The sequence below is a fragment of the Sphingopyxis terrae subsp. terrae NBRC 15098 genome (assembly GCF_001610975.1).
Classification (GTDB): domain Bacteria; phylum Pseudomonadota; class Alphaproteobacteria; order Sphingomonadales; family Sphingomonadaceae; genus Sphingopyxis; species Sphingopyxis terrae_A.
On record NZ_CP013342.1, the window covers coordinates 3,619,276 to 3,641,455 of the forward strand.

At 65.7% G+C, this 22,180-nt stretch carries 22 protein-coding genes; 15 read left to right on the plus strand and 7 right to left on the minus strand.

Annotated features, from left to right (window positions below; genetic code table 11):
- Positions 1 to 13 precede the first annotated feature (13 nt).
- A complete protein-coding gene (locus AOA14_RS17240) occupies positions 14 to 544 on the plus strand; it encodes a DinB family protein (protein ID WP_062902690.1) in 531 nt (176 codons plus the stop codon).
- A 126-nt stretch (positions 545 to 670) separates the two neighbouring features.
- Here AOA14_RS17240 and AOA14_RS17245 read toward each other — a convergent pair whose 3' ends face one another.
- The gene (locus AOA14_RS17245; RefSeq protein WP_062902691.1) at positions 671 to 949 is read right to left on the minus strand and encodes a hypothetical protein; all 279 of its coding nucleotides are present in this window, start codon (positions 947 to 949) and stop codon (positions 671 to 673) included.
- A 584-nt stretch (positions 950 to 1,533) separates the two neighbouring features.
- Positions 1,534 to 2,853, minus strand: coding sequence for a serpin family protein (locus AOA14_RS17250; RefSeq protein WP_082819985.1), 1,320 nt, complete (start codon positions 2,851 to 2,853; stop codon positions 1,534 to 1,536).
- A gap of 392 nt (positions 2,854 to 3,245) precedes the next feature.
- On the opposite strand from AOA14_RS17250, the gene AOA14_RS17260 reads away from it, so the two are divergent.
- Entirely contained in the window at positions 3,246 to 4,151 is a 906-nt protein-coding gene (locus AOA14_RS17260; protein ID WP_003050383.1) for a hydrogen peroxide-inducible genes activator, read from the plus strand.
- A gap of 151 nt (positions 4,152 to 4,302) precedes the next feature.
- On the plus strand, positions 4,303 to 4,680 hold the full coding sequence (locus tag AOA14_RS17265; RefSeq protein WP_202988317.1) for a hypothetical protein: 378 nt from the start codon (positions 4,303 to 4,305) through the stop codon (positions 4,678 to 4,680).
- 39 nt (positions 4,681 to 4,719) lie between these two features.
- On the opposite strand, the gene AOA14_RS17270 is transcribed toward AOA14_RS17265, so the two are convergent.
- The 3 genes from AOA14_RS17270 to pgsA are packed head-to-tail and all read right to left on the minus strand — an operon-like array spanning position 4,720 to position 5,992.
- Positions 4,720 to 5,160: a molybdenum cofactor biosynthesis protein MoaE gene (locus tag AOA14_RS17270; RefSeq protein ID WP_062902695.1), complete on the minus strand. Its 441-nt coding sequence runs from the start codon at positions 5,158 to 5,160 to the stop codon at positions 4,720 to 4,722.
- Entirely contained in the window at positions 5,157 to 5,414 is a 258-nt protein-coding gene (locus AOA14_RS17275; protein ID WP_202988318.1) for a MoaD/ThiS family protein, read from the minus strand. Before AOA14_RS17275 ends, AOA14_RS17270 begins: the two co-directional genes overlap by 4 nt.
- Positions 5,415 to 5,419: 5 nt before the next feature.
- Positions 5,420 to 5,992, minus strand: a complete 573-nt coding sequence (gene pgsA / locus AOA14_RS17280; RefSeq protein WP_062902696.1) for a CDP-diacylglycerol--glycerol-3-phosphate 3-phosphatidyltransferase — start codon at positions 5,990 to 5,992, stop codon at positions 5,420 to 5,422.
- Positions 5,993 to 6,127: 135 nt separating this feature from the next.
- Between pgsA and AOA14_RS17285 the strand changes: the two genes are divergently transcribed.
- Positions 6,128 to 7,423 (plus strand): MFS transporter, encoded by a 1,296-nt coding sequence (locus AOA14_RS17285; RefSeq protein WP_062902697.1) that lies wholly within the window; start codon positions 6,128 to 6,130, stop codon positions 7,421 to 7,423.
- A 21-nt stretch (positions 7,424 to 7,444) separates the two neighbouring features.
- Here AOA14_RS17285 and AOA14_RS17290 read toward each other — a convergent pair whose 3' ends face one another.
- On the minus strand, positions 7,445 to 7,999 hold the full coding sequence (locus AOA14_RS17290) for a septal ring lytic transglycosylase RlpA family protein (RefSeq protein WP_062902698.1): 555 nt from the start codon (positions 7,997 to 7,999) through the stop codon (positions 7,445 to 7,447).
- A gap of 3 nt (positions 8,000 to 8,002) precedes the next feature.
- Positions 8,003 to 8,887, minus strand: coding sequence for a phosphoserine phosphatase SerB (gene serB, locus AOA14_RS17295; protein WP_062902699.1), 885 nt, complete (start codon positions 8,885 to 8,887; stop codon positions 8,003 to 8,005).
- Between serB and miaA the strand changes: the two genes are divergently transcribed.
- The 11 genes from miaA to AOA14_RS17350 all read left to right on the plus strand — a co-directional run bounded on the left by miaA (position 8,886) and on the right by AOA14_RS17350 (position 22,052).
- Positions 8,886 to 9,845, plus strand: a complete 960-nt coding sequence (miaA, locus tag AOA14_RS17300) for a tRNA (adenosine(37)-N6)-dimethylallyltransferase MiaA (protein ID WP_062902700.1) — start codon at positions 8,886 to 8,888, stop codon at positions 9,843 to 9,845. The genes serB and miaA overlap by 2 nt on opposite strands.
- Before the next feature lie 96 nt (positions 9,846 to 9,941).
- Positions 9,942 to 11,696: a biosynthetic-type acetolactate synthase large subunit gene (gene ilvB, locus AOA14_RS17305; RefSeq protein ID WP_058813435.1), complete on the plus strand. Its 1,755-nt coding sequence runs from the start codon at positions 9,942 to 9,944 to the stop codon at positions 11,694 to 11,696.
- Between the two features lie 163 nt (positions 11,697 to 11,859).
- Positions 11,860 to 12,375, plus strand: a complete 516-nt coding sequence (gene ilvN, locus AOA14_RS17310) for an acetolactate synthase small subunit (protein WP_062902701.1) — start codon at positions 11,860 to 11,862, stop codon at positions 12,373 to 12,375.
- Positions 12,376 to 12,467: 92 nt separating this feature from the next.
- On the plus strand, positions 12,468 to 13,502 hold the full coding sequence (ilvC, locus tag AOA14_RS17315) for a ketol-acid reductoisomerase (protein WP_062903244.1): 1,035 nt from the start codon (positions 12,468 to 12,470) through the stop codon (positions 13,500 to 13,502).
- A 146-nt stretch (positions 13,503 to 13,648) separates the two neighbouring features.
- Entirely contained in the window at positions 13,649 to 14,791 is a 1,143-nt protein-coding gene (locus AOA14_RS17320) for an 8-amino-7-oxononanoate synthase (protein ID WP_082819986.1), read from the plus strand.
- The gene (bioD, locus tag AOA14_RS17325) at positions 14,788 to 15,396 is read left to right on the plus strand and encodes a dethiobiotin synthase (RefSeq protein WP_062902703.1); all 609 of its coding nucleotides are present in this window, start codon (positions 14,788 to 14,790) and stop codon (positions 15,394 to 15,396) included. Before AOA14_RS17320 ends, bioD begins: the two co-directional genes overlap by 4 nt.
- Before the next feature lie 118 nt (positions 15,397 to 15,514).
- Positions 15,515 to 16,759 (plus strand): adenosylmethionine--8-amino-7-oxononanoate transaminase, encoded by a 1,245-nt coding sequence (locus AOA14_RS17330; RefSeq protein ID WP_062902704.1) that lies wholly within the window; start codon positions 15,515 to 15,517, stop codon positions 16,757 to 16,759.
- 67 nt (positions 16,760 to 16,826) lie between these two features.
- On the plus strand, positions 16,827 to 17,243 hold the full coding sequence (locus tag AOA14_RS17335) for a hypothetical protein (protein WP_062902705.1): 417 nt from the start codon (positions 16,827 to 16,829) through the stop codon (positions 17,241 to 17,243).
- Positions 17,244 to 17,388: 145 nt separating this feature from the next.
- Positions 17,389 to 20,835: a CHAT domain-containing protein gene (locus tag AOA14_RS17340; protein ID WP_062902706.1), complete on the plus strand. Its 3,447-nt coding sequence runs from the start codon at positions 17,389 to 17,391 to the stop codon at positions 20,833 to 20,835.
- A 92-nt stretch (positions 20,836 to 20,927) separates the two neighbouring features.
- Positions 20,928 to 21,569: a YceI family protein gene (locus AOA14_RS17345; RefSeq protein ID WP_062902707.1), complete on the plus strand. Its 642-nt coding sequence runs from the start codon at positions 20,928 to 20,930 to the stop codon at positions 21,567 to 21,569.
- Positions 21,570 to 21,650: 81 nt separating this feature from the next.
- Positions 21,651 to 22,052, plus strand: a complete 402-nt coding sequence (locus AOA14_RS17350) for a hypothetical protein (RefSeq protein WP_062902708.1) — start codon at positions 21,651 to 21,653, stop codon at positions 22,050 to 22,052.
- Positions 22,053 to 22,180 lie beyond the last annotated feature (128 nt).

Below are 22,180 nucleotides of genomic sequence, written 5' to 3' on the forward strand. Positions count from 1 at the left end.
GGGAGACAGGCCGATGATCGACAATCGCTTTGTGCAGATGATGGCGCGCTACAACGGGTGGCAAAACCGCGCCGCCTATGCCGCCGCCGACACGCTGACCGATGCCGAGCGACGGCTGGATCGCGGCGCCTTTTTCGGGTCGATCCACGCGACACTCTCGCACCTTCTGTGGGCCGACCGCATCTGGCTGTCGCGCTTCGACCGCTGCCCGCCGCCCGATTGTCCGGGCAATGAAAGCGGCGGCTTCGTCGCCGACTGGGACGATCTGAAGGCGCAGCGCACCGCGATGGACACGCTCGTCGTGACCTGGGCCGACGCGATGGCGCCGGGCGCCGTTGCCGGCAATCTCGACTGGTACAGCGGCGCCGCGGGCCGGGACGTCTCCGCCCCGCTCGGCATCGTGCTGCCGCATATCTTCAACCATCAGACGCACCACCGCGGTCAGGTGCACGCGATGCTGACCGCCGCCGGGTGCCGCACCGAAGACACCGACCTCTTCCTGATGCCGACGGCCGACTGGCTGGGCTTCGATCACAGAAGCTAGGCGCCGGAGACTGGGCCGCGTAGACAAATTCCAGTGCTGCGAGGACGGCAGCTAACCTCCATTTCGTTCCGAAAGCTGCCTTTCCGGACACGACCGATTGTAGACGTCCGGCCGCTCAACTGACTGCTATTTTGTGTCCCCGCTTTGAAAAAGCTTCATTCGAGCGAGCCAGAAAAGCCATATCATTCCAGAATAGGTTGCTATCGCCAGCATCCGTCCCGGCCAAAGCACCTCGAAAACAATCTCGGAGTCAGGTCGGAAAAACGGCAGACCGATCCACGATCCCAGCGGCGCATAGTAGAGCTGATGAAGGGCAAACAATATCAGATTTGGAAAAAGCTTTAGTAGCAGGAGCAAGGCCGCGGGTGCCGCCAATATGGCTATCGTGATGATCCTGATGGACATACTGCCTTTTTTTAAGCGCGAAATCTTAATGGCAGCTCACCACCCCGGTTTTCGCCATCGGGTGCAGTTCGGGACGAGATGGCAGCTAAAGACCATTGCGGACGTCGCATCGCAGCGGCATTAAGCGTCGATGAAACCAAGCCTTCTGATCGCCTTTATCGCGCTAGCGGTCATTTTAGCATGGATGGGGTGGGCTTTCCGGGGGTTACTTGTCGTTGATGCATGTCTTGACGCGGGCGGCAGATGGCAAGCCAATGGGCAATATTGCCAAAGTGCTCGCTGACCGGTGCTACGACAGCATTCGACAGATACTGTTGAAAAAGTCGGCCGCCGCACGGCGCCCATCGAATTTCGGTAATAATGATTCATGAAGTCTCGGCCGCGCGAACGATCGATGCGCATAGGCAACTATACTTGGTTCCAATATGGCCCGCCAAAACCCCTTTCGGACTTTTTCAACAGTATCAACCGATCTTAGGCCATTCCAATCGAGACGAGGGTGCGCCAATAGCCGTCATACGTTGACGCCCCCGGGGGGGGGGCATCGCGGTGCTTGAATATCGTGTGGCCGGAGGCCTGAATCCCTAGTCGCCGAGCGGACGCTCCGCTTGGGTTTTCACATAGCGTCCCATGAACAGGATCAAACCAGTCCGTAGGTCGCGCAGCAGGAAAAAGAACGGCTTGTCCGCCCGGAATATGAACGGCGGCGGAGGTGGTTCCCTTCGGGCGCTGGAGACGACGATATCCCCGACCGCAGTGGCGGCCGCAGCCTCCGCACCGACCTCGTCCACATCAAGATATGTCTTGTGAATGACGCGAGCGATTTTCAGTCCGACGGCTTCGGGAACCTCGCCGGGGTATGGAATTGTGGCCATTCCCGAAAAGTCGGCATGGTCTGAAAATGCTGTGGGTGCGCCCATCGAGATAAGAGAATTCTTGAGGTCCTGCCGCAATTCTACATGCATCTTGGGTATCGTCAGGATGGTTTCGCGCCACTCGGCGTTGGCGAGGTCGGTAAGCCAATTTGCGAGATCAGCGGCGGTGAGCTCTTCTTCGAATTTCGGCAGGCCCTTTGCCGAATTGGGCAGAAACACAACCATTTCGACTTCGTGTCCCACGTACGGCAGCGAGATCGCCTTGAAGTCGCCCCGCTCGATCAGCCGAAAGTTGGACTGCTGGCGCATGAGCGGCGTGGAAACCTGATCGCCACTCAATTGCGTGAAAGGCTCCGTTTTTGTCTGCTTTTTATCGAAAGCGCCAGCCCATGCGCCCTTCCAGTAGATGGCATTGACGAGGATCGCGCGAGTTCGTTTTGTGATGTCGTCCGGCAGCAGCAGGTCTTTGATCTTGCCCCGAGTGCTTTCTGCAACCCAGCTATTGATCTGGATGCGCGCGGCATTCGCTCCTCCGCGAAAGTTCACACGCTGCAACCCTGCCTGCGCAAAAGCCGTCACGTCCTTCTCATACTCGGGCAGAAGCGGCATCTCGTCCTGCAACCAGACGGCATTCGCCGTTCGTAGTTCGCGTCGCGGTCCGGAAAAATTCATCGTGTCAAGCACTTGCCCGTTGGCACGCAGATAGTCCCACGGCGGCTTGGTGAAATGGAATGTCTTCTCAAGCTCCCCCGCCGTCGTACCGCGCGCGCCGCGATAGGCAAGACCTATGGCAACCGAAACGCTGGCGGGCGAAAGGAAATGGTTTTCATCAGCGGTCAGCGTGCGCCGATAAAGGTCAAGCGAGAACGTGTTGATCCCTGAAATAGCTGCTTTCGCATCTGAATCGACCACTGCCGAAATGGTGCGGATTGGCTCGTTCGACGAGACATCCGCGTCCTGGCAAAAAGCTGGCGAGGCCGTTGTCGTCGCCGCAATAACAACGATCTCTGCGATCCTGCGGAATGACATTTCTTGCTCCCACCCCTTATTCAGCGCTACCCTTGTGCAAATTTCCTATGACTGCGTTAATTCTAGCTTGGCTGATAATTATTAAGTCGTGGCACCATCGGATACTTGTAGCCAAATCCCGGCAACATTTGCCTATAGAAGACGCAGAGCAGCCTTTCAGCTCCCCATCCCATCCCGCTCATTCAGCTCGATGCCGAACATTCGCGAAAGCGGACGCTTTATGAGGTTGGTTTTTGTCCATGCGCCTTAGCTCCCCGACGCTAGCGCCCCGTCTTCGTCGTCCACCTTCGTCTGCCATCGGCTCGGTCCCCTTGCCTTCCTCTCATGCGACCGCGACGCATATAATCGACGAAGTCACTCGAAATTACCAATCCGATTGCTATATTCGATCAATGCAATATTACCTGCCCTCGCTAAAGCAGATGCAATATCTCGTCGCGCTGCACGAGCATGGCCATTTCGGCCGCGCCGCCGATGCATGCAACGTCACCCAGTCGACGCTGTCGGCGGGCATCCGCGAGCTGGAAACCTTGCTCGGCCAGACCCTCGTCGAACGCACCCGCCGCGTCGTCCGCTTTACCGGGCTCGGCGACGCGATCGTCGAAAAGGCGCACCGGGTGCTGCGCGAGGCGGAGGAGCTTGCCGACATGGCCGCCGCCGCCTCGGCGCCGCTAGTGGGCGAATTGCGGATGAGCGTGATCCCGACGATCGCGCCTTTCCTGCTGCCCGACCTGTTGCCGCGGCTGCGCAAGGAACGCCCGTCGCTCAAGCTGTTCCTGCGCGAAGAGCCGAGCGCGCAGGCGTGTGAATCGCTGCACCACGGCCAGGTCGATTGCGTGCTGCTCGCCCTGCCCTACGCCTGCGGCGATGTGGAGAGCGAGGCGCTGTTCGACGACGCGCTGTTCGTCGCCTTCCCCGGCGATCAGTCGGAGGATCTTCCCGCAATGGTCAGCGCCGACCAGATCGACCCCGCGCAGATGCTGATGCTCGAGGACGGCCACTGCCTCAAAGACCACGCCCTTGCGGCGTGCAACCGCCCCGAACTGCGCGCGGGCGCACGCATGATGGGCACTTCGCTCCATACGCTCGTGCAGATGGTCGACAACGGGCTGGGTATCACCATGTTGCCGCAGATGGCGATCGAGGCGGGCATACTCGACCACACCGACATCGACACCCGCCCGCTCGATTCCGACCACGACTGGCGCACCATCGCCCTCGTCTGGCGCAAGGGCAGCCCGCGCGCCGACGAATTCCGCATGCTCGCCGACATTTTCCGCAAACACCGGGCAAATTGACCGACAGACCGCAACCGCGCCAAGGGCGCGCAGCAGTAAAGCGCCCGGCCGACAGCAGCCCCAATTATAAACTTATGAAAGTCCCGCGTCGATATATTGGTCCCCGGCGATCGAATGATCGCTAACGACCCCATGGCAGTCGCGGCGAATATTGATTATCGAACGCCCGATGCGGCTTATGATTTCGGCCTTTTCTTTGCTCGCGGCGTCCGTCGTGATCACCTGTGTTATCGCGAGCGAGATGGAGCGAATCCCGGAGATCACGCGAGATCTCCCAGCAACATACGCCGAGGGTGAGCCGATCTTCGATGCGAGGCTGAAAGCTCGCTTCCCCCTCGGCACTGCTGAAAACGCCATCATCGAGGAGTTGGAGCGACAAGGTTTCTCAATCAAAGAGGGGCCACATGGTCGGTTCGCCACATTCGTAGAGAAGAAGCTGATCGTCTCAAACATATGGAATGTCGGCTGGGAGGCCGAAAACGGGGCGGTCTCGAAGATATGGGGGGTATATGGTGGTCGCGGCCCGTAAAGCAGCTAACCATCCCAAGCCGTCCCTTCCGCCCGCTCCCTAATCCCAGCCCTCCGCGCGCTCTTGATCGGCCGCGCGCGGTTCGACCCAGCGGACGGCGCCGTCAGCCAGCGTCTCGCGCTTCCACAGCATGACGTCGGTCTTCAGCCGGTCGATCAGAAAGGTGCAGGCAGCGAGCGCTTCGGCGCGGTGCGGGCTGCTGGCGAGGACGAGCACGATCGCCTCGCCCGGCGCCATCGCGCCGACGCGGTGGATCAGCGTCAGCGCCGGCAGCCGCCAGCGGTCCGCGGCGGCGTGCGCCAGGTCGGCGAGGCCGCGCTCGGTCATTTGGGGGTGATGTTCGAGGAACAATTGGATCACGCCGTCGTCGCCGCGCACCCGGCCGACGAAGCTAGCGGTAGCGCCGTGCCCGCCCGCGTCGTGGCGGTCGGTCTCGGTCGCAAAGTCGATCGCCGCGTCCTGGACGACGACGCGGATCATCCGCCCGTCACCGGCGGGAACAACGCGACGTCGCGGGCGCCGGCAAGCGCCGCGTCATTGCCCATCATCTGGCCGTCGATCGCGACGCGAATCCGCGCCGGATCGGCAAAGGCCCGGGCGCCGCGGTCGTCGCGCGCGGCGAGCCATGCGATCAGGTCGGACGCGGTCGCGACATTGGCGGGCGGTTCGACCTGCTCCTCGCCGCATCCCATGCGTTCGCGCACCCAGGCGAAATAGGCGAGCTGCAGCGCCACCGGCGTCAGTCCATATGCTTCAGGCCGACGCGCAGATAATCCCAGCCGGTGATCATCGTCAGCACCGCCGCGCCCCACAGGGTGGCCAGGCCGACGCTGCGGACCCATTCCATAGCGGGCAGCGCGCCCGCCAGGATCAGCGCGCCGAACGAGACAAGCTGAAAGGTCGTCTTCCATTTGGCGAGCCGGGTGACCGGCATCGACACCTGCAAGGTCGCGAGGAATTCGCGCAGCCCCGACACGATGATCTCGCGCAGCAGAATGACGAGCGCGGCGATGACGTGGATGCCGGTGATGTCGCGCGTGAAGACGAGCAGCAGGATCACCGCCGCGATCATGATCTTGTCGGCGATGGGATCGAGGAAGGCGCCGAGCCGCGACACGGTGCCGCGCGCGCGGGCAACATAGCCGTCGAAATAATCGGTGATGCCCATCAGGCAGTAGAGGACGAAGGCCAGCGCATAATAGAGCGGCGCCGGCTGGTGCGTCCCCTCGCGCGCGCCCGGCCACAGCAGCGCCAGCAGGATCGGAACCGTCAGGATGCGCGAAAGCGTCAAGATGTTCGGTAGGCTGAGCATGACCCCTGATCGCGCGAAAGTTCCAAAATGGGCTTTGACCGTCCAAGCCCTAACCGATAAGCCCCCCGGGCGACAACCGAATTGCCCCTTTGGCGCGGCCGGGTCGCTATGTCGGACTGCAATGATGGAATTTCAATGACCGGATCCTTTGCGCTTTTGAAGCAACGCCGGTTCCTTCCCCTGTTCGTCACGCAATTGCTCGGCGCGTTCAACGACAATCTGTTCAAGAATGCGATGGTGCTGTTCGTCGTCTACGGCGTCTTCAACGACGAAGCGTCCGAAACGCTGTTCAGCGCGGTCGCGACCGGGCTGTTCATCCTGCCCTTCTTCCTCCTGTCGGCGCTCGCCGGGCAGCTTGCCGACACGCGCGACAAGGCGATGATCATCCGCATCGTCAAATTCTGCGAAATCCTCATCATGGCGGTCGGCGGCACCGGGCTCGTCCTCGCATGGATGGGCTGGGCGGTGCATCTGGTCGCCATTCCGCTGATGATGCTGGCGCTGTTTTCGATGGGCATCCACTCGACCTTCTTCGGTCCGATCAAATATGCGATCCTGCCGCAGCATCTGGAAAGCGACGAGGTGCTGGGCGGCACCGGGCTGGTCGAGGCCGGCACCTATATCGCGATCCTCGCGGGCACGATCCTCGCAGGTATCATCGACGTCGAATGGGCGGCGCTCGGCGTCGTGCTCGTCGCCTTCATCGGCTACTGGACCGGGCGCAAGGTGCCGCCCGCGCCGCCGCAGCACGAGGAAACGGGGATCGACTGGCACATCGTCCGCTCGTCGATCGCGCTGGTGCGCGGCACGATGCATATCAAGCGGCTCTATCTCGCGATCCTGTCGATCAGCTTCTTCTGGACGATTGGCGCGGTGCTGTTCATCCAGTTCCCGCCGCTGGTGAAGAATATCCTCCACGCCGACAAGAGCGTCGCGAGCCTGTTCCTCGCGGTCTTCTCGATCGGCATCGCGATCGGCTCGGTCGCGGTCAACCGGCTGCTCAAGGGCGAGGTATCGGCGCGCTACAGCCCGGCGAGCGTCGTCGTGATGGGCGCGTTCGTCGTCGCCTTCTATTTCGTCTGCCGCAACTGGGAGCAGGATCCCGCGGGCACGCTCTACGGCATCGGCGGCTTTTTAAACCACGCCGATGTCATCCCGCTGCTCGCCAGCCTGATGGGCATCGCGATCAGCGGCGGCATGTTCGTCGTGCCGCTCTATGCCTTCCTGACCACCACCGTGCCCAAGGACCAGACCGCGCGCACCGTCGCGGCGAACAATATCGTCAATTCGGGCGCGATGGTCGCGGGCTCGCTGCTCGCTATCGGGCTCGGCTTCGCGGGCGTCGGCGTCGTCGATCAGCTGTTGATGAGCGCGGTCATGTGCCTGATCTCGGCGTGGCTCGCGGTCAAGCTCCACCGCGCCTGCGACTGACGCCCGCCGCCCTCTTTCGCCTCAGCGCTCCCCCGCCGCCAGCCGCGCGCGCAGCGCCGCAAGCTCGCGCGGTGGCAAGGGGGCGAGCGCCGCCGCCGGCTTGCCCTTGCGCAGCCGAGCGCGATCCTCGTCGGACGGTTCGACTCGCCGCACGCGCACCGGCACCACGCCATGGCGGTGCGCGCCGAGAGCTTCGGCGGCGCCTTTCGACAGGTCGATGATGCGCCCGCCGCCGGCGAACGGCCCGCGGTCGTTGACGCGCACGACGATCCGCCGCCCGCTGTCGAGCGCCGTCACCTCGACATAGGTCGGCAGCGGCAGCGTGGTATGCGCGGCGGTGATCCAGCCGGGCCGGAATTTCTCGCCATTTGCGGTGCGATTGCCCGATTCGCTGCCGTACCAGCTCGCATAGCCGACGGCGTCATAGGCAGGCGCGGCGGCGGGGACATAGGTCGCTCCGCGGACCGCATAGGGCTTGCCGATCCGCACCGGCGTATCGGCCACCGGGCGATATTGGCCGCCCGCGCAGGCGGCCAGCGCCAGCATGGCAAGCCCCGCCCCCGCCGCGCGCAGCATCGCCTATCCCATCACCCACTGGCGCCGCGCATAGCCCTGCGCCCACAAAAGCGCGGTCAGGTCGTGGTGGCGGATCGCCGCATCGGCGGCCGCGGCGGCGGCGGGATGCGGGTGATAGCCGATCCCGAGCCCCGCCGACGTGATCATCGGAATATCGTTCGCGCCGTCGCCGACCGCCAGCGTGTCGCCCAGCGTCAGCCCGCGCGCCGCGGCCTCGGCGCGCAGCGTTTCGAGCTTCGCCGAGCTGTCGACGATCGGTTCGGCAACCTTGCCGGTCAGCTTGCCGCCGGCGATCTCCAGCTCGTTCGCGACCACCTTGTCGAAGCCGATCGCTTCGGCAACCGGCGCGGCAAAGGGCAGGAAACCGCCCGACACCAGCACCGACCAGGCGCCATTCGCCTTCATCGTCTGGACCAGCGTGCGCGCACCGCGGGTCAGTCTGACGCGTTCCGCCCGGCATTCGGCGATCGTCGCCTCGGCCATGCCGCGGAGCAGCCCGACGCGCTCGATCAGCGCGGCGCGAAAATCTAGTTCGCCGCGCATCGCGCGTTCGGTGATCGCGGCGATCTGCGGCTTGATCCCGGCATAGTCGGCCAGTTCGTCGATGCATTCGACGGTGATCATTGTCGAATCCATGTCGGCGATGATCAGCTTCTTCGTCCGGTCGCCAAGCGGCTGGACGACGACGTCGAGCGCGCCATGATCCATTTTTGCCAGTTCGGCGCGCGCGCTGACCAGACTGCCCTGAAAGAAGATGTCCGCGGCGTCGCCCTCGTCGATCCAGTGCGGCGCGCCCACCTCATGTCCTGTCGCATCGAGACGGTCGATCGCTTCGCGGACCACCTCGCCCGTCAGCTTCCCGGCTGCTATCAGCGTTGCAACGAACATGGCATCTCCTTCTTCTTCCTTCACGCACCGTCCACCGGTGGCGCTTATCGCTGGCCCCACCGCCAGCGGCAAGAGCGCATTGGCGGTCGCCCTCGCCCAGGCGCTCGGCGACGCAGAGGTCGTCAACGCCGACGCGAGTCAGGTTTATGTGGACATCCCCCTCCTCTCGGCACGGCCGGACGCGGCGGAGATGGCCGGCATCCCGCATCGCCTCTTCGGTCATGTCGATGGCGGGTCCGCCCACAATGCGGCGCGTTGGGCCGAAGAAGCGCGCCGCACCCTGTCCCACGCGCACGCCGCGGGGAAGGTTCCCATCCTCGTCGGCGGCACCGGCCTCTATCTGCGCACGCTGCTCGACGGCATCGCCCCGGTGCCCGAAATCGACCCGGATATTCGCGAAGCAGTGCGCGCCCTGCCCGTCGCCGACGCTTATGCCGCGCTCGCCAAAGCCGATCCCGCCGCTGCCGCCCGGCTCAATCCTGCCGACACGACCCGCATCGCGCGCGCGCTCGAGGTGGTGCGCGCGACCGGCCGGACGCTCGCTGCGTGGCAACAGGAACGCAGCGGCGGCATCGCCGAGGCGATCACGCTGGTGCCGCTCATTCTGCTGCCGCCGCGCGACTGGCTGCGCGAGCGCTGCGACACCCGCCTTGTGCGTATGTTCGACGGCGGCGCGATCGAGGAGGTCAGCGCGCTGCTCGCGCGCGGGCTCGACCCCGATCTGCCTGTCATGCGCGCGATCGGCGTGCCGCAGGTCGCGGCGCATGTCCGCGGCGAAAGCAGCCGCGAGACGGCGCTCGAGGCGGCGCAAGCGGCGACCCGCCAATATGCGAAGCGGCAATATACCTGGTTCCGCCACCAGCCCCCCGCCGGATGGCCGCACCACGAAGAGTCATTATCCATCGATTCTATCAATCAAATCGCAATATTATTACGTGATAGACTGTTGACAGGATAGAATCATATACCTATTGCCCGCTGCCTGCTGCGGCGCAACAAGGCCGCGGACAGGCTGCGCCCAGCATCGGGCCGCACGAAGAAAGGAGCGCATGTCGTGAAGGAAATGAGTGGTGCCGACATGGTGGTTCAGGCGCTGGTCGACCTCGGGGTCGATACGGTGTTCGGCTATCCGGGCGGCGCGGTACTTCCGATCTACGACGCCCTCTTCAATCATCCCTCGATCAAGCATGTCCTCGTTCGCCACGAACAGGCCGCGACCCACGCGGCAGAGGGCTATGCGCGCTCGACCGGCAAGCCCGGGGTCGTGCTCGTCACCTCGGGGCCCGGCGCGACCAACGCCGTCACCGGCATCACCGACGCGCTGCTCGATTCGATCCCGATGGTCGTGCTGACGGGTCAGGTGCCGACGACGCTGATCGGCACCGACGCCTTTCAGGAATGCGACACGGTGGGCATCACGCGCCACTGCACCAAGCATAATTATCTGGTCATGGACCCCGACCGGCTGGGCGCCGTGATTCACGAGGCTTTCTACATCGCGACGCACGGCCGCCCCGGCCCCGTCGTCATCGACATTCCGAAAAATGTGCAGGTCGCGACGGGCAGCTATAGCGTGCCCGAAAAGATCGAGCATCAAAGCTATCGTCCGCAGGTCGAACCCGATGCCGGCGCCATCGCGCAGGCGATCGACATGATCGCCGCGGCCGAACGCCCGATCTTCTATACCGGCGGCGGCGTCATCAACGCCGGCCCCGACGCCAGCGCGGCGCTGCGCCAGCTCGTCAGCCTGACCGGCGCACCGATCACCTCGACCCTGATGGGGCTGGGCGCCTTTCCGTCGGACGATCCGAAATGGCTGGGCATGCTCGGCATGCACGGCACCTATGAATCGAACATGGCGATGAACCGCGCCGACCTCATCATAGCGGTCGGCGCGCGCTTCGACGACCGCGTCACCGGCCGCCTCGACGCCTTCGCGCCCGAGGCGAAGAAGATCCACATCGACATCGACCGCAGCTCGATCAACAAGATCGTCCCGGTTGACATCGCGGTCGTCGGCGATGCCGGCCGCGCGCTCGACGCGCTGATCGCGGCCTGGGCCGACAAGGGCCACAAGGCGCGCGACCTTGGCGAATGGTGGCGCCGCATCGACGGCTGGCGCGCGACGCGCTGCCTCGACTTCCCCGAAAAGAAGGACGCGGGCGCCGAAATCATGCCGCAGCGCGCGGTCAAGGCGCTCTTTGACGCGACCCGCGGCCGCGATCCGATCATCACGACCGAGGTCGGCCAGCACCAGATGTGGGCGGCGCAGCATTTCGGCTTTGCCGCGCCCAACCGCTGGCTCACCTCTGGCGGGCTCGGCACGATGGGCTACGGATTTCCCGCCGCCGTCGGCGCACAGATCGCGCACCCGAACCGCCTCGTCGTCTGCATCGCGGGCGAAGCCTCGCTGCAGATGAACATCCAGGAAATGGGCACGGTCAGCCAGTACCGCCTGCCGGTGAAGATCTTCATCCTCAATAATGAATGGATGGGGATGGTCCGCCAGTGGCAGGAACTGACCTACGAAAGCCGCTATTCGAACAGCTATTCGGACAGCCTGCCCGATTTCGTGAAACTGGCCGCCGCCTATGGCTGGACCGGCCTCAGGATCGACACGCTAGGCGAGCTTGAGGACGGCATCCGGCAGATGATCGAGACGCCGGGTCCGGTGATCGTCGACTGCCGCGTCGCCAAGCTCGCCAACTGCTTCCCGATGATCCCGTCGGGCGCGGCGCACACCGACATGATCCTCCAGCCGAGCGACGTCACCGGGACGATGGACGACGAAGCGAAAGCGCTGGTGTGATGATGGCAGACGCTCTTCATCCCCTCCCGCCTGCGCGAGGGGCAGCAAGGCTTGCGAACTTGTTCGCTCGCCGCAGCGGGGTGGGCACCGCAACGCCGCCTGCTCGATGCGCTCGCCCCCACCCCTCGATCCCCTCCTGCAAGCGGGAGGGGAAGGAATAACGATGAAAATCACCACCGAAACGGGCGAGCGCCACGTGCTCGCCGTCACCGTCGATAACGAGGCGGGCATCCTCGCCAAGATCACCGGGCTCTTCTCGGCGCGCGGATATAATATCGAAAGCCTGACCGTCGCCGATATCAGCGCCGATCATGCGCTGTCGCGGATCACCATCGTCACCTCGGGTCCGCCCGCGGTGATCGACCAGATCATCGCGCAGCTCGACCGGCTGGTGCCGGTGCATCAGGTCACCGACCTCACCGATCAGGGCGCGCATGTCGAACGCGAGATCGCGCTGGTGAAGGTCGCCGGCACCGGCGAAAAGCGCATCGAGGCGCTGCGCCTTGCCGACGTCTTCCGCGCCAAGGTCGTCGACACGACGCTGACAAGCTTCATTTTCGAAATCACCGGCAACAGCGACAAGGTCGACCGTTTCATCGCGCTGATGCGCGAATGCGGTCTGGTCGAGGTCGGCCGCACCGGCATCGTCGCCATCGCCCGCGGGCCGGAGGCGCTCTAGTTTCACTTTCGCGTTCCCCCGCGAAGGTGGGGGTCCAGTCAACGTCAAATGGGTCCCCGCCTTCGCGGGGACACACTATGGGGAAGAAGAAAATGCAGGTTTACTACGATCGCGACGCCGACCAGGATCTGATCAAGAACAAGAAGGTCGCCATCCTGGGCTATGGCAGCCAGGGCCACGCCCATGCGCAGAACCTGCGCGACAGCGGCGTCAAGGATGTCGCGATCGCGCTGCGCCCCGGCTCGGCAACCGCGAAGAAGGCCGAAGGCGCCGGCTTCCGCGTCCTGTCGAACAAGGAAGCCGCCGCCTGGGCCGACGTCATCATGATCGCGGCGCCCGACGAGCATCAGGCAAGGATTTATTACGACGATCTCGCCGACAATCTGAAGCCCGGTGCCGCGCTCGCCTTTGCGCACGGCCTCAACATCCATTTCGGCCTCATCGAGGCGCGCCCCGACATCGACGTCTTCATGGTCGCGCCCAAGGGCCCCGGCCACACGGTGCGCAGCGAATATCAGAAGGGCGGCGGCGTTCCCTGCCTGATCGCGGTTGCGCAGGAAGCATCGGGCAACAGCGGTAACGGCCACGCCAAGGCGCTCGCCCTCAGCTACGCCTCCGCCGTCGGCGGCGGCCGCAGCGGCATCATCGAAACGACCTTCAAGGAAGAGTGTGAAACCGATCTTTTCGGCGAACAGGCGGTGCTGTGCGGCGGCATCACCCACCTCATCCAGGCGGGTTTCGAAACGCTCGTCGAGGCGGGCTACGCCCCCGAAATGGCCTATTTCGAATGCCTCCACGAAACCAAGCTGATCGTCGATCTCCTCTATGAAGGCGGCATCGCGAATATGCGCTATTCGATCTCGAACACCGCCGAATATGGCGACATCAAGACGGGTCCGCGCATCATCACCGACGAGACCAAGGCCGAAATGAAGCGCGTCCTTGCCGACATCACCTCGGGCCGCTTCGTCAAGGATTTCGTCCTCGACAACCAGGCCGGCCAGCCCGAACTCAAAGCCAGCCGCAAGGCCGCCGCAGCGCATCCGATCGAACAGACCGGCGCCCAACTGCGCGCGATGATGCCGTGGATCGCCAAGAACAAGCTGGTCGACAAGGCGGTCAACTGATCGACGACGGGGGAAAGCGTTCCCTCTCTTTCCGCTCGTGCTGAGCCTGTCGAAGCACCGTTCTTCCTTCTTCCATCGTCGAAGAATAGAACCGCCCTTCGACAGGCTCGGGGCGAGCGGATTTTCCTGTTGTGAGATTATCATCCTTGCCCCCACGGCCTAATCCCTTTCACGCCCACCGTGCCGACCTCGAAGCCCTCGCCGCCGCCGACCGCCGCCGCGCGCTCGCGCCGCGCGCCGGGATCGATTTCTCCTCGAACGACTATCTCGCGCTCGCGGGTTCCTACGCGCTCGCCGAAGCATTGGCGCAGGGCGCCGCGCGCGGCATTCCGGCTGGCTCGGGCGGCTCGCGGCTGCTGCGCGGCAACCATGCCGAGCATGAAGCGCTCGAGGCGCATGCGGCGCGCCACTATGGCACCGAGGCGGCGCTCTTCTTCCCCACCGGCTTCGCCGCCAACGCCGCGCTGTTCGCGACGCTGCCGCAGCGCGGCGACCTGATCGTCCACGACGCGCTGATCCATGCGAGCGCGCACGACGGGATGAAACTCGGCCGCGCCGAGCGCACGGCGGCTGCGCACAACGACCCGCAAGCCTTTGAAGACGCGATCCTTCGCTGGCGCGCGGGCGGCGGCACCGGCACGCCATGGATCGCGGTCGAAAGCCTCTATTCGATGGACGGCGACAGGGCCCCGCTCGCCGACCTCGCCGTCCTCGCCGACCGCCACGACGCGGTACTGATCGTCGACGAAGCGCATGCGACGGGCGTCTATGGCCCGGCAGGACAGGGGCTTGCCCACGCGCTCGCGCCGCGGGCCAATCTGATCACGCTCCACACCTGCGGCAAGGCGCTGGGCTGCGAAGGCGCGTTGCTCTGCGGCCCCGCGATCGTGCGCGACTTCCTCGTCAACCGCGGCCGTCCCTTCATCTTCTCGACCGCGCCCTCGCCGCTCATGGCGTGGCTCGTCCGCCAGGCGCTCGAAATCGTCGCCGAACAGCCCGAGCGCGCGGCGCGGCTCTCGGGGCTCGTCCGCCACGCCGAAAAGCGGCTCGCGGCGCTCGGCATCGCGCCGAGCGGCAGCCAGATCATCCCCGTCGTCATCGGCGACAACGCCCGCACGATGGGGATCGCCGCCATGCTGCAGGCCGAGGGTTTCGACATCCGCGGCATCCGCCCGCCGACGGTGCCGCAGGGCACGGCGCGGCTGCGCATCGCGATCACCCTCAACGTCTCGACCCGCGACATCGACGCGATGGTCGATGCGCTGTCGGCGGCGATGGCGGCGGCATGACCCGCTTCGTCGTCACCGGCACCGATACCGGCATCGGCAAAACTGTCTTTTCGGCCGCGCTCGCGGGCGCGCTCGGCCTGCCCTATTGGAAGCCGATCCAGTCGGGGCTCGAAGAGGAGACCGACAGCGAAGCCGTCGCGCGCCTCGCCGGCGTTCGCGTCCATCCCGAAGCCTGGCGCCTCGTCACCCCCGCCTCGCCGCACCTGGCCGCCGAAATCGACGGCGTGACCATCGACGCCGACGCGCTCGCCCCGCCGCCCGGCGACCTGTTGATCGAAGGCGCGGGCGGCGCGCTCGTCCCCGTCACCCGCACGATGCTCTACGCCGACCTGTTCGCGCGCTGGCAGATTCCGGTGATCGTCTGCGCGCGCACCGCGCTCGGCACGATCAACCACAGCCTGCTCACGATCGAGGCGCTGAAGGCCCGCCACGTCCCCATCCACGGGATCGCCTTTGTCGGCGAGGCGGCCCCCGACAGCGAAGCGATCATCGCGGCACTATCGGGCGCAAAGCGTCTCGGCCGCCTCCCCCACCTTGACCCGCTGACCCCCGAGGCGCTCGCGGCGGCTTTCGCGGCCAATTTCAACATCGCGGATTTCTCCTGACTCCAATTCCCGTTCGCCCCCGAGCTTGTCAAAGGGCCGTCCTTGTCTTTATCGGGCATCCGACGAAAATGCGGTGTTTCGACAAGCGCAGCGCAAACGCAAAAGAGAGAAACCGCCAATGTCCCCCGTCTGGCACCCCTTCACCCAGCACGGCCTCGGCGAGCCGATCCCGCTGATCGACCGCGCTCGCGGCGCGCGCCTTTACGACGCCGAGGGCAATAGCTGGATTGACGCGATCTCAAGCTGGTGGGTGACGACGCACGGCCATGCGCACCCGCAAATCATGGCCGCGATCCGGGCCCAGACCGAAAAGCTCGACCAGCTCATTTTCGCGGGCTGGACACACGAACCCGCCGAAAGCCTCGCCGCCGAACTGATCCGCATCACCCCCGACCCGCTCACCCGCGTCTTCTTTTCGGACTCGGGTTCGACCAGCGTCGAGGTCGCGCTCAAGATGGCGCTCGGCTACTGGTTCAACATCGGCGAGGCGCGCAGCCGCATTCTCGTCCTCGACCACAGCTATCATGGCGACACGATCGGCACGATGTCGGTCGGCGAGCGCGGCGTCTACAACCGCGCGTGGCAACCTTTGCTGTTCGACGTCGACGCCATCCCCTTCCCCCATGAAGGTATGGAGCAGGCCGCGCTAGACGCGCTCGAAGCCGCCTGCCTGCAAAAGCCCGCCGCCTTCATCGTCGAACCGCTGATTCTCGGCGCCGGCGGCATGCTGATCTATCCCGCGTGGGTGCTCGCCGAAATGCGCAGCATTTGTGCGGCGCACGGCGTTCTCTTCATTGCGGATGAAGTGATGACCGGCTGGGGCCGCACCGGCACGCGCTTCGCCTGCGACCAGGCGGGGGTGATCCCCGATATCGTCTGCCTGTCGAAAGGCCTCACCGGCGGCGCGATGCCGCTCGCGGTGACGCTGTGCAGCGAAGCGATATTCGCGGCGCATTATTCGCCCGACCGCGCAAAGACCTTCTATCATTCGTCGAGCTATACCGCGAACCCCATCGCCTGCGCCGCCGCCAACGCCAATCTCGCCATCTGGCGCAACGAACCGGTGCAGCAGCGGATCGACGCGCTCGCCGATGCGCAGGCCGCGCATCTCGCGATGCTGGCGGCCGATCCGCGCATCACCAACACGCGCCACCTTGGCACCATCGCCGCGCTCGATCTCGTGGTTCCCGATGCGGGCTATCTTTCGGCGCTCGCTCCCCGCCTCACCGCCTTCTACCGCGATCGGGGCGTGCTGCTGCGCCCGCTTGGGAACAGCGTCTACGTCATGCCGCCCTATTGCACCGGCGCTGACGAACTCGCTGAAATATGGGCCGCCATCGCCGCGTCGCTCGATATCGCCTGAGCCCGGTTCGGCTTGCGTTCATCTTCGCGTGCCTATTGCGGATACGGGGATGGTCAGAGGGAACGCCATGTCGATTTCAACCGCCGCCCCGTCGCTGCTGCTCGCCGCCGCCATGCTGCTGGCCCCGCTACCCGCCGCCGCGCAGGACGAAAGCCTCGCGCAGCACAGCGAACCGCCCGAACGCATCTCCTTTCTCGTCACCTATGGCGACGACCATTGTCCGGTCGCCGAGGGTGAGGACATCGTCGTCTGCGCCCAGCGCCCTGAATCGGACCGCTACCGCGTGCCGAAGGAGTTGCGCGGCAAGGACGAGGACACGTCGGTCGGCGGCAGCGCCTGGGGCGCGCGGGTCGAGGATTATGACAATGTCGCCCGCCTGACGCGTCCCGACAGTTGCTCGGTGATCGGCTCTTACGGCTTCACCGGCTGCACCGCCGCGATGCTGCGCCAATGGTTTGCGGAGCGCCGCGCCGCGGGGCAATAACCCTCGCTTCCCGCCAAAGCCGCCCAAGCTCCCCAAAGCCCTCTACGCCCGATTTGCGCCGCGTCGCAATTTTGCCTAACACTTTGGCTTCCGGCTTCGCCGCCTTGCCGGCGCGGCCGTTCGCGGGGGGCGGGATATGCGGCGGATGCGGACGATGCTGGCGGGGATATGGGCGGTGTTCTGGCTCGTCGCCGCGCTACCGGCCGCGGCGCAGATCGTCCCCGACCTGTCACCGGCGACCGCCGAGAAAGTTGCCGAGAATGACCGCAAGGAACTGGCGGCCGATCTTGCCGACCGCGCCGCCATCTCCGAACGCACGCTCAAGCTGATCGCCGCCGACCGCGGCGAGAAGAGCGCTCCCTATCTCGCCAAGCTGCTCGTCCACGCGAATAATCTCAGCTGGGCGCACCGGGCACCCGAATCGCGGCAGGCGCTCGTACGCGCCGTCGAAATCGCCACCGCGCTGTACGGTGCGGGCACCTATGCGACCGCCGATGTCGAACGCCAATATGCGATCGCACTGCGCGTCAACGGCTACCGCGAAGAGGCGATCGAGCCCTTCTCCCACTATGTCCACGCGTTGACCGAGGAAGCCTATGGCTGCGGCCGCCGGGTCCCCGGCATGGTGATGGGCTGCGCGCGCGATGATACCGATCTTGGCGATACCCTGCTCGAATATGGACAGATGCTCAACGACGTCGGGCGCGGCGGCGAAGCCGTCGCCGCTTTCGATACCGTCATCGCGCGCTTCGAACCGCGCTGGGCGGGGTGCGAGGGCCCGGCATGGGGCACGCGCTGCGACCGCGCGCGCGACAAGCGCGCCGACATGCTGTCGAGCTACGCTGCGCTGCTCGCCCTCGTCGGCCGCGCCGACGACGCCGGGGCGCTGCGCAAACGGCTGTTCGACGACAGCCTCGCCGCGATCGATGCCTGCACCGGCGACGATTGCGAAGGCCCCGATTTCCGCCTCGTCCGCCGCTATTACGACTATCGCGCCGCGCTTGCGGGCGCGAACCACCCCGACGACGCGCTTGCCCTCGACGAACGCATCCTCGCAATCCTGGTCGCCAGCCCGCATTATACGAAGGGCAAGGCGGGCAGCGGCGAATATTTCGACAAGGATATGGTCAATGATGTGACCGGCATCGCCGAAGCCTATGCCAAGGCGGCGGTCGCGGCGGGCAAGGCCGACCGCGCCCGCGACCAGCTCGCCCGCTATGGTTTCGGTGCGCTCGTCGGCACCCAGCTCGCCGGGATCGATTTCGACGCCGAGCAAAAGGCGATCGAGGCGGAGAGACGCACCCTGTCGAGCTATGGCGACGAGATCGAACGCATCGCCAACAGCCGCCGCAAGGTGGCGCTGTTCGCCGGCCATTACGGCAAGGACAGCGACGAATATGCCAAGGCGCTGCGCGACCTTGCCTGGGATCTCGACGATCTGCCCGTCAATGATACCGAAGCCGAAGCCGTCTACCGCGAGGCGCTGGCCGTCGAACGCAAGGCGTTTGGCGCCGGTGATTTCCGTACCCTTCATGCGCTCGACAATCTCACCACCTTCCTCAAGAAGCGCGATCGCAGCGCCGCCGCGATCGCAGTGCTGGCCGATGTGCTGGGCGATCCCGCCAACGACCATCTCGCCCTCTATCTCGACCCCGACCGGCGCTCGGCGCGGCGCGGCAGCTTCGGCGATCCCGACGACACGCTCAACGCGCTCAAGGCCGATCTTTCCGAACTGCTGCTGCGCAACCGCGGCGATCCGGCACTGGCGCTCGCCGCGGCGCGCCATGCCGCGCTCGGCATGACCAGTTTCCGCGATGCGCTCGGCTTCGACCGCTTCGACGAAATGAAGCTCGACTGGGTGACCGCCGATCCCTGGGCATGGCTCGGCGAACGCCGCTACGCCGATTATTTCCTGCTCTACGCCGACGCCCTGTGGGCGAAGGGCGTGCATGACGGCGCTGCCGCCGAACAGGCTTTCACCGCGTTGCAGGATGCGATGGCGGGAACGACCAGCCGGGCCGTCGCGCGGGCCGCCGCCGAACGCGCCGCGGCGCGCGCTTCGGTCTCGCCGCTCGTCGAGGAACGACGCCGGATCGATGCAGAGATCGCGGCGCTCAACACGAAGCTCGAAACGCTCCCCGACGACCCCGCCGAACGCCAGCGTCAGTTCTCGACGCTGCAATCCGAAATCGCGCGCAAGGACGATCGGCGCGCGCAGGTCGATGCCGCGATTACCGCGGCGACACCCGACTATTTCGCGCTGATCCGGCCGCGTCCGCTCGCCATCGCAGAGGCGCAGGCGCTGCTCGCGCCCGACGAAGCCTTCGTCATGCTCGTGCCGTCCGAATTTGGCACCCATGTCCTGCTCGTCACCCATGACGCGCTGCGCTGGAATCGCGCCGACATGCCCGCGGCAGAGGTCAACGCGCATGTGCGCCGCCTGCTGTGGGACGTCGGCGCCAGCATCGACGTCACCGCCGAAGAGGATGCAAAATGGTCGGCCGAAGGCGAAGGCGATTTTCCCTTCGATCGCGGCACCGCCTGGCTGCTCTACGACCGGCTGCTCTCGCCCTTCGCCGCCGATCTTGCGGGCAAGCGCCATCTCTTCACCGCCGCGACCGGGTCGCTTTCCTCGCTGCCGCTCGGCATCCTCGTCACCGAAAAGCCGACCGGCGCCGATGGCGATCCTGCGGTGCTGCGCGCGACGAAATGGCTCGCCGACGGCCCCGCGCTGCTTCAGCTTCCTTCGCTCCAGTCGCTGCAATTGCTGCGCGCTGTCGCGGCGCGCGACGAGGGCCAGGCGGGCACGCGCATGGTCGGCTTCGGCGATCCGGTGCTCGAGGGTCGGGCGGCCGCACGCGGCATTGCCAGCGCCCGCGCGCGCGGCACGCGCAGCAGCGGACTCCCCGTCACCGCCGGGCTGCAACCCGCGATCGGCGATGCGCAGCCGCTCGCCGATCCCGCGGCGCTGCGCCGCCTTGCCCGACTGCCGGGGACCGAGGCCGAATTGAAGGCGATGCAGGCGCTGCTCGGCGCCGACGCCGCGCGCCTCTATCTCGCCGGCACCGCTACCGAAACCAATCTCAAGCGCAGCGATCTCGAACATCTCTCGGTGCTTTTTCTCGCGACCCACGGGCTGATCGCGGGCGAGGTAAAGGGGCTCGCCGAACCCGGCCTGGTCTTCACCCCGCCCGCCACCGCGACCCCGCTCGACGACGGGCTGCTTACCGCGTCTGAAGTCGCGGGGCTGCACCTCGGCGCGCGCTGGGTCGTGCTGTCGGCGTGCAACACCGCCTCGGGCGACGGCAGCGAAGGGGCGCCGGGGCTGTCGGGGCTGGCGCGCGCCTTCTTCTTCGCGGGCGCCGAAAGCATGCTCGCCTCGCACTGGCCGGTGCGCGACGACGTCGCCTCGGTACTCACCGTGCGATTGTTCGAACTGATGCAGAAGAACCCCGGCCTCTCGCGCGCCGAGGCGTTACAGCACGCGATGCGCGATATCCGCAACGATCCGCGCGCCGACGACTTCCTCAAAAGCTGGTCGCACCCCAGCGCTTGGGCGCCCTTCTCGCTGATCGGCGACGGGATCGACTGAGCGGACGAAACGCTGCGTTTCCGGGCGACGCGATTGACGGCGACGCGCGCCCTCGCCTAGCATCGCGTCTCCCCAACAGGAGGCTCCCGCTCATGCGCCGTATCGCATCGCTCACCACGCTTTTCGCTCTTGCCGTCGTTGCCGTTCCCGTCGTCGTCGCCCAGGCGCCCGGCGCCCCCGGCGCGCCCGACAAGACCGGCGTTACCGCCGGCACCTACGCCGCCGATCCTGCGCACACGATGGTCGTGTGGCGCGTCGATCACCTCGGCTTCAGCAACTATACCGGCATCTTCGGCGACGTGACCGGCACCCTCGTGCTCGATCCCGCCAACCCTGCCGCCGCAAAGGTCGACGTCGTCATCCCGGTGTCGAAGGTCACCACCGCCAGCGCCGGCTTGACCGCGCATCTGCTGCGCGCGGGCAAGGACGGCGGCAAGCCCGACTTCTTCGGTCCCGCCCCCGCCGACGCCCGCTTCGTTTCGACTGCGGTCGTCCTCGACGACGACGGGACAGAGGCAAAGGTCACGGGCAACCTCACCCTCAATGGCGTTACCCGCCCCGTCACCCTCGACGTCGAATTTCACGGCGCCGGCATGGGGATGAGCAAGAAGGATACCGTCGGTTTCGAAGCCGAAACGACGATCAAGCGCAGCGATTTCGGCGTCCTCTACGGCATCCCCTTCGTCAGCGACGAGGTGAAGCTCGACATCCACGCCGCCTTCGAAAAACAGTGACGCATCAATCTGTCACACAGCGCCGCTAGCCAGGGGGCGGGGTCCGGTTGGGGCCCCGCCCTTTTCGCAGGAGTCGGCACGATGAGCGAACTGGTTCGCGAAATAGTCGAGGTGGCCGCCATGGTCGGCGGCGATGCGGACGATCCGCTGCTGATTGTCGAGGCCGACGGCCTCGCCCCCACCGCCGGATGGACGCATGTCCGGCTCGAACCCCATGTCTACATCACCCCGCCCGACGACGGGGTGCAGGATTTCGACCTTGTCGGCGATCGCCCGGCGGGCAGCGCCGCCGATGCGCTCGCCCCGGTCGAGGCGGGCTGGGAAGGCCCGCTTGCCGACTGGCTGATCGGCGTGCGCATCCACGCCGCTGACAATATGGTCGAGGAGGAAGTCTTCGAATTCGGCGATGATTTCGATGACGATGACGACGACGACGCGCGCGATCCCGCCGAAGGCCACGTCCGCGACAACGAAGACGCCTGAGGGGGCAACGCCCTCTCCCACCGTTAACCCCACCCTGCGCCGGGCCGCCGCCCATCCTCCCGGATGGCGGTCCGGCGACATTTTCGCACGTTGCCCTTGCCAAGCGCGACATTATGCATCATGGGGGC